The 5,079-nt window shown below is 41.4% G+C and carries 8 protein-coding genes; 5 read left to right on the top strand and 3 right to left on the bottom strand.

The features are described 5' to 3' along the window. From E1163_RS28010 to E1163_RS27990, 5 genes are all read left to right on the top strand, one after another. Positions 1-666: DsbA family oxidoreductase (locus E1163_RS28010; protein WP_155176764.1), on the top strand; the 666-nt coding region annotated here is incomplete at its 5' end. 151 nt (positions 667-817) lie between these two features. After that, the gene (locus E1163_RS28005) at positions 818-1,684 is read left to right on the top strand and encodes an SDR family oxidoreductase (RefSeq protein ID WP_155176700.1); all 867 of its coding nucleotides are present in this window, start codon (positions 818-820) and stop codon (positions 1,682-1,684) included. Positions 1,685-1,705: 21 nt separating this feature from the next. Next, complete coding sequence (locus tag E1163_RS28000; protein ID WP_155176699.1) at positions 1,706-2,092, top strand: DoxX family protein; 387 nt, start codon at positions 1,706-1,708, stop codon at positions 2,090-2,092. A 92-nt stretch (positions 2,093-2,184) separates the two neighbouring features. Beyond that, a complete protein-coding gene (locus E1163_RS27995) occupies positions 2,185-2,610 on the top strand; it encodes a MoaF-related domain-containing protein (RefSeq protein ID WP_155176697.1) in 426 nt (141 codons plus the stop codon). 142 nt (positions 2,611-2,752) lie between these two features. Next, the gene (locus tag E1163_RS27990) at positions 2,753-3,283 is read left to right on the top strand and encodes an RNA polymerase sigma factor (RefSeq protein ID WP_155176695.1); all 531 of its coding nucleotides are present in this window, start codon (positions 2,753-2,755) and stop codon (positions 3,281-3,283) included. Between the two features lie 30 nt (positions 3,284-3,313). Here the strand turns inward: E1163_RS27990 and E1163_RS27985 are convergent, their stop codons facing one another. The 3 genes from E1163_RS27985 to E1163_RS27975 form a co-directional block, all read right to left on the bottom strand. Further along, positions 3,314-3,703 carry a RidA family protein gene (locus E1163_RS27985; RefSeq protein WP_155176693.1) on the bottom strand — a complete coding sequence of 130 codons (390 nt, stop codon included), beginning with the start codon at positions 3,701-3,703 and terminating at the stop codon, positions 3,314-3,316. Between the two features lie 148 nt (positions 3,704-3,851). Then, positions 3,852-4,415 carry a Crp/Fnr family transcriptional regulator gene (locus E1163_RS27980; protein WP_155176691.1) on the bottom strand — a complete coding sequence of 188 codons (564 nt, stop codon included), beginning with the start codon at positions 4,413-4,415 and terminating at the stop codon, positions 3,852-3,854. 316 nt (positions 4,416-4,731) lie between these two features. Further along, positions 4,732-4,968, bottom strand: a complete 237-nt coding sequence (locus E1163_RS27975; protein WP_155176689.1) for a helix-turn-helix domain-containing protein — start codon at positions 4,966-4,968, stop codon at positions 4,732-4,734. Positions 4,969-5,079: the final 111 nt, after the last annotated feature.

Raw genomic sequence — 5,079 nt, 5'->3', positions numbered from 1 at the left:
TTTTGCTATATAGGCAAGCGCAATTTCGAAACCGCCCTGGCACAATTTCCTCATAAAGATAAAATAGAGATACTCTGGCGAAGTTTTCAAATCATGCCTCATGCTAAACATAAACCAGGCATGGATAATAATCAGGCTTTGGCGGAGCATTTGGGTACTACCCCGGCACAGGCAAAAATGATGAACGAGCATGTGACGGCCATGGCCAAAGGTGCGGGACTTACATACAACATGGATAAACTGGTATGGGCAAATACCCTCGATGCCCACAGGTTGATTCAATACGCCTCGTCAATTGGGCTGGCGGATCAAATGGAAGAAAGGCTGTTTCAGGCGCATTTTACCAATGGGGAAAATATAGAAGACCAAGCCACCTTGCTCAAGATAGCTCTGCAGGTAGGGCTGGAAGAGGGGCCGGTAAGAAAGGTGCTGGAAAGCGACCAATATACTGCCGAGGTAGGCAAAGACATTTCAGCGGCACAAAATCTGGGAGTCCGGGGAGTGCCGTCCTTCATAATAAACAGAAAAGCTTCATTTAGCGGAGCTATGCCGGTAACGGATTTTACTCATATGCTGAGCAGTGCCTTTGCAAATTGGCAAAAAGAATATTCCGCGGACGAAAATCCGGCAGGCGTTGTTTGTTCGCCCAAAGGAGAATGCCAATAGACTAAAGGCCTTCGAGAAAACAAACCGCCGGGTGTGTATTCATGATTTTCTGATAACGATAAGATTTGATAAATCAAGGAACGTCTGGCCGTTAGTGGTCTGGTATTCTTGCGGGTAACTATTTTAAAAATACTAAACAACAATAATAATTATGATATTAATAACAGGAGCCTCAGGGCATTTAGGAGGGTTAGTCATAGAAAACCTATTGAAAGCAGTACCGGCATCGCAAATAGCTGCCATGGTACGTAACGCTGAGAAAGCCAGCGACCTTAAAGCCAAAGGTGTGGATGTTCGTATAGGCGATTATCATAACCGTGCTTCTATGGAAGCGGCCTTTAAAGGTGTTGATAAATTATTGCTTATTTCATCCAATGATTTTAATGACCGTCTGCAGCAGCACAAAAATGCCATTGATGCAGCTAAGAATGCAGGTGTAAAGCATATTTTCTATACAGGAGTGGCCATAAAGGACATTAATGCCTCCCCTCTAAAGCCTTTGCTTGCAGACCATTTCCAAACAGAAGACTACATCAGGGAAAACGGATTTACCTATACCTTCCTGAGAAATACACTTTATTTTGAGGTCACACCGATGTTTATGGGAGAGCAAGTATTAGATAATGGTGTTTACTTCCCTGCAGGAGATGGTAAAGTTGCTTTTGCTACCAGGGCAGACCTGGCAGAAGCTACAGCCTTGCTCTTGTCAGGAAAAGGTATCGAGAATAAAACTTTCAACCTCACAGGTAGCGAAGCAGTTTCATTTGCAGATATTGCTCAAGAACTTTCCGCCCTCTCGGGTAAAGAAGTGGCATATAATAGCCCTGATCCGAAAGAATTTGAAGCCACACTTAAACAATTTGGTCTTCCTGAAGGCATAGTCCAAATGTCGGTACTTTTTGCTGCCGGTATGAAAAACAACGACTTCGAAAATACTGATGATACACTGGAAGATATCCTTGGCCGCAAGCCGAAAACACTTCCGGATTTTTTGAAGGCAACATATGGCAATCATTAATTAGTAAAACATACAACCATAATGAAAAGGAAAAATATTGATTTAGGATTATTAATACTTCGGTTATCACTTGGTCTGCTGATGCTACTGCACGGTATAGCCAAACTCGTACACGGTATAGAATTTATTAAAAGTGTAGCCGGGGTATTTGCTTATGGAGTTTACATTGGTGAGATACTGGCGCCAATAGCTATTGTGTTAGGTTTCCGCACGCGAATCGCATCCGCTGTTTATGTGCTCAATTGTCTGGTAGCTATTGTACTGGTACATAGTAGTGAGATTTTTAAGTTGAATGAATTTGGTGGGTGGGCTAATGAGTTGTTAGGATTATATCTGTTTGGTGCACTAACGTTATTTTTCACTGGTGCCGGTAAATATGCCCTTTCAAAAAACAACCTATGGGATTGAAGCCGGAAAGGCTTGAATTTTATAACCACTGATATCGGGTTTAGGGGGTAACCTTTAAAACCCCCGTGACTAATTAATTAAGAAAGAAAAACATGAAAAAAGTATTATTAGTATTTTGTATCGCCGTGGCATTTGCCTCTTGTAAAGATGAGCCGGCGAAGAAAAGTATAACCAAAGATACTTCAGATAAAACTGCTGTTGAGATAATTGGTAAGCAGGCAGTTTTGACCTATCCTGATTTTACGGCCGAGGTAAGCTACCTGAGTGATACTACCTTGCATTGGAAGTCTGTAAATAGCCAGGGCAAAGCTGCAGAAGGTGATGAGAAGATCAGTTATAAAAAGCTCAATGAATCACTGTTCTTTCTTAATTGGATTGAAGAAGATGGCCTTACAGTAAGTCAGGTAATAGACCTGAAGCAGAAAAAAGTAACTTCTTATGTTAGCTTCGCAGAAGAAAACAGTAATAGAGGTAAGCGAGCGGCCATATTTTTAGAGGGAACATTTGAATTTAAATAGTTCCGGTACCTGCTTGATCGATAAGTAGGACAACACTAAGTAAAACTGAGCCAGTAATGCAGGCAGTTATGGTTTGACATACATCGTCAACCCATACCCTAAAGTTAAGATATCCAGCCCCACTTAACACTTTCAGACCGATATGGCTGACCACAAGATTACTTCTATACTCAAAGGTTGTTTTAAGAATGACCGCAAAAGTCAGAAGGAACTGTACCGTCAGTTTCACGGCTTTGCGATGGGTATTTGTTACCGCTATACCAACAGCAGGGAAGCGTGTATGGACCTTGTTAATAGGAGCTTTTTGAAGCTGTTCCAATCTATGTATCAGGCCAATGGAAACTTTCGTGAGCATTCTGTGATATTACTGAAAGTACAGTTTAAATCTATTTTGATCAGTACCTGCATTGACTACTACCATAATATTAAAGCTACCGGTAATAACCAAAGAAATGTGATTGGAGAACCTCTGGATAAACCCATTGAGGCCATTCGTGAACTTTCACCGATCTACAGGATGGTTTTCAACCTTTTTGTTATAGAAGGGTATGGACACCGGAAAATTTCAGGAATGTTGGGTATTTCCATAAGAGACTCGGAAATCTGCCTGTCTGAAGCCAGAAGATATTTAAAAGAACAGTTAAAAGCGATAAACCGGTTGCGGCATAACTAGCCTGAGTCGCAACCGGTTTATTTTTAGGTACTATTTTACTACAGTAGCTTCAAGCTCTACCTTCAACGTTTCAAATAGCCCTTTGACCTCCAGCAAAGTACTCGCCTGTTTGATGTCATATTTGACCACCCAATTCTGAAAAATATCAAAACAGGAGAAAAGCTCTTCGCTGGATGTGGTGAAAACATTGAGCCGTACAATATTTTTGCATTCATATCCGGCGTCGCTGATAACCTGCTCCAGGTTGCGGATAGCTTCAGTAAGCTGTGCCCTCATATCTTCGGAGCTTGATTGACCGTTGGGTTTTACGGCCGCCTGTCCGGAACAATAAAGTGTACTTTGTGCATTTTTTACTTCCACGGCCTGTACATAGCTGCGTTCATCCTGCCATTTCCATGGGTTAATTACTCGTTTTTCCATTGATTTTAAGTTTTATTATGTACCCGCTACAGATACCGAGTTAAAAATTTCGTACTGTAAAGGTGAATGTACCCCGTGTATTTTTTGTGTGACAAACCTCACAAGTTTCAACTAGTGATAGGCCTGTTATAAATAGCTCTATTAAAACTTAAGAAAAAAGCCTGCTAAGCGTTTCGCGGGAAACACCCAGATAGGAGGCCAGCAGGCTCTTAGGTACCCGTTGGAGTAACGAAGGGTATTGCCGGAGCAATTGCTCATACCGCTCCCTGGCATTGGAGGTAAGAAACGAAAGTATGCGCTGCTGCGAAGCAATATGACCGGAAGTAGATTTTTCAAGAAAAAACCTCTCCATCTTCTGCAAACCGGCACATAACTTATGATAGTCTGCCAGCGACATACAAAACACCTCCGTATCTTCAATACACTGCAATGACATGGTAGCTTTGGTTTCATTGAAAAATGCCATAAAATCAGTCTCCCACCAGTCTTCCATCGCAAATGATACAATATGCTGTTTTGCGGACATGTCAGAATACTCCAGTTTCAAAAGCCCTGAAACTACGAAGTAAACATGCTCCACAAATTCTCCCTCCCGGATAAGGTGCTGACGCTTTTTGTAGCTTTTATAACTAAAATGAGAAAGCACAAATGAAAACTCTTCATCAGTAAGTGGCATTACTTTTTCTATGTGCTTCCTAAGTATGTCGTGCATGGTGTGGTCTATAAGCCTGAAAACTACAGCAAATTTAGATATTATAAGCTTACCTCTGCTTCTGGGAAAAGCAGATAAGCACGAGCTTTATTATGAGGAGTGAATTATTGGAATCTCTTGTCTGGCTATTGTTTTTTTAGTCGGGCTTATGGGCTATGTGCTGTATAGCTTTACTAATCCTTTGAGGCTTAGTAAAGCAGGTTTTTAACATCGGTGTTTTGTGATTTTAGATCCATCCTGACTGCGCTAAGGTTAACCGCAGCGCCTATCCAGTTGTTGGGGCCATCAACAATATTCTCCTGAAACAATCACCCACTTATCCGTTAAACAAATCTGCAATCTCTACTTCCAGCGCTTCAGCTATTCTCAGCATTGTGCTTACTTTCATTTCCTGCCTTCCTTTAATGTACTTTCTGAGGTTTTCGACATCCAATCCGGCATCATGGGCAACATCCCTCTGCTTTAAGCCTTTTTCTTTGATTATTGCATCTATCCTCATTCCAAGCTCAACGACTACCTGAGGTATTTTAGACTTTCTAACCCTTTTATCCATGGCCGGAAATTACAAGTAAATGATGAGTTAAAAAGAAATATCTGGCAAAACAGAAAAATGTCGATCAAATTATTGCATCACGCCGTCATCCGATGAGTGTCCGAGAAGATA

Source organism: Fulvivirga kasyanovii, from assembly GCF_009711405.1.
In the GTDB taxonomy this organism is placed as follows: domain Bacteria; phylum Bacteroidota; class Bacteroidia; order Cytophagales; family Cyclobacteriaceae; genus Fulvivirga; species Fulvivirga kasyanovii.
Note: the sequence above shows the minus strand (reverse complement) of the source record. Positions and strands in the feature narration are given on the sequence as shown.

Coding starts and splice junctions, on each gene's coding strand:
- E1163_RS28005 (WP_155176700.1), top strand. CDS start 818: ATGATATTAATAACAGGAGCCTCAGGGCATTTAGGAGGGTTAGTCATA.
- E1163_RS28000 (WP_155176699.1), top strand. CDS start 1,706: ATGAAAAGGAAAAATATTGATTTAGGATTATTAATACTTCGGTTATCA.
- E1163_RS27995 (WP_155176697.1), top strand. CDS start 2,185: ATGAAAAAAGTATTATTAGTATTTTGTATCGCCGTGGCATTTGCCTCT.
- E1163_RS27990 (WP_155176695.1), top strand. CDS start 2,753: ATGGCTGACCACAAGATTACTTCTATACTCAAAGGTTGTTTTAAGAAT.
- E1163_RS27985 (WP_155176693.1), bottom strand. CDS start 3,703: ATGGAAAAACGAGTAATTAACCCATGGAAATGGCAGGATGAACGCAGC.
- E1163_RS27980 (WP_155176691.1), bottom strand. CDS start 4,415: ATGCACGACATACTTAGGAAGCACATAGAAAAAGTAATGCCACTTACT.
- E1163_RS27975 (WP_155176689.1), bottom strand. CDS start 4,968: ATGGATAAAAGGGTTAGAAAGTCTAAAATACCTCAGGTAGTCGTTGAG.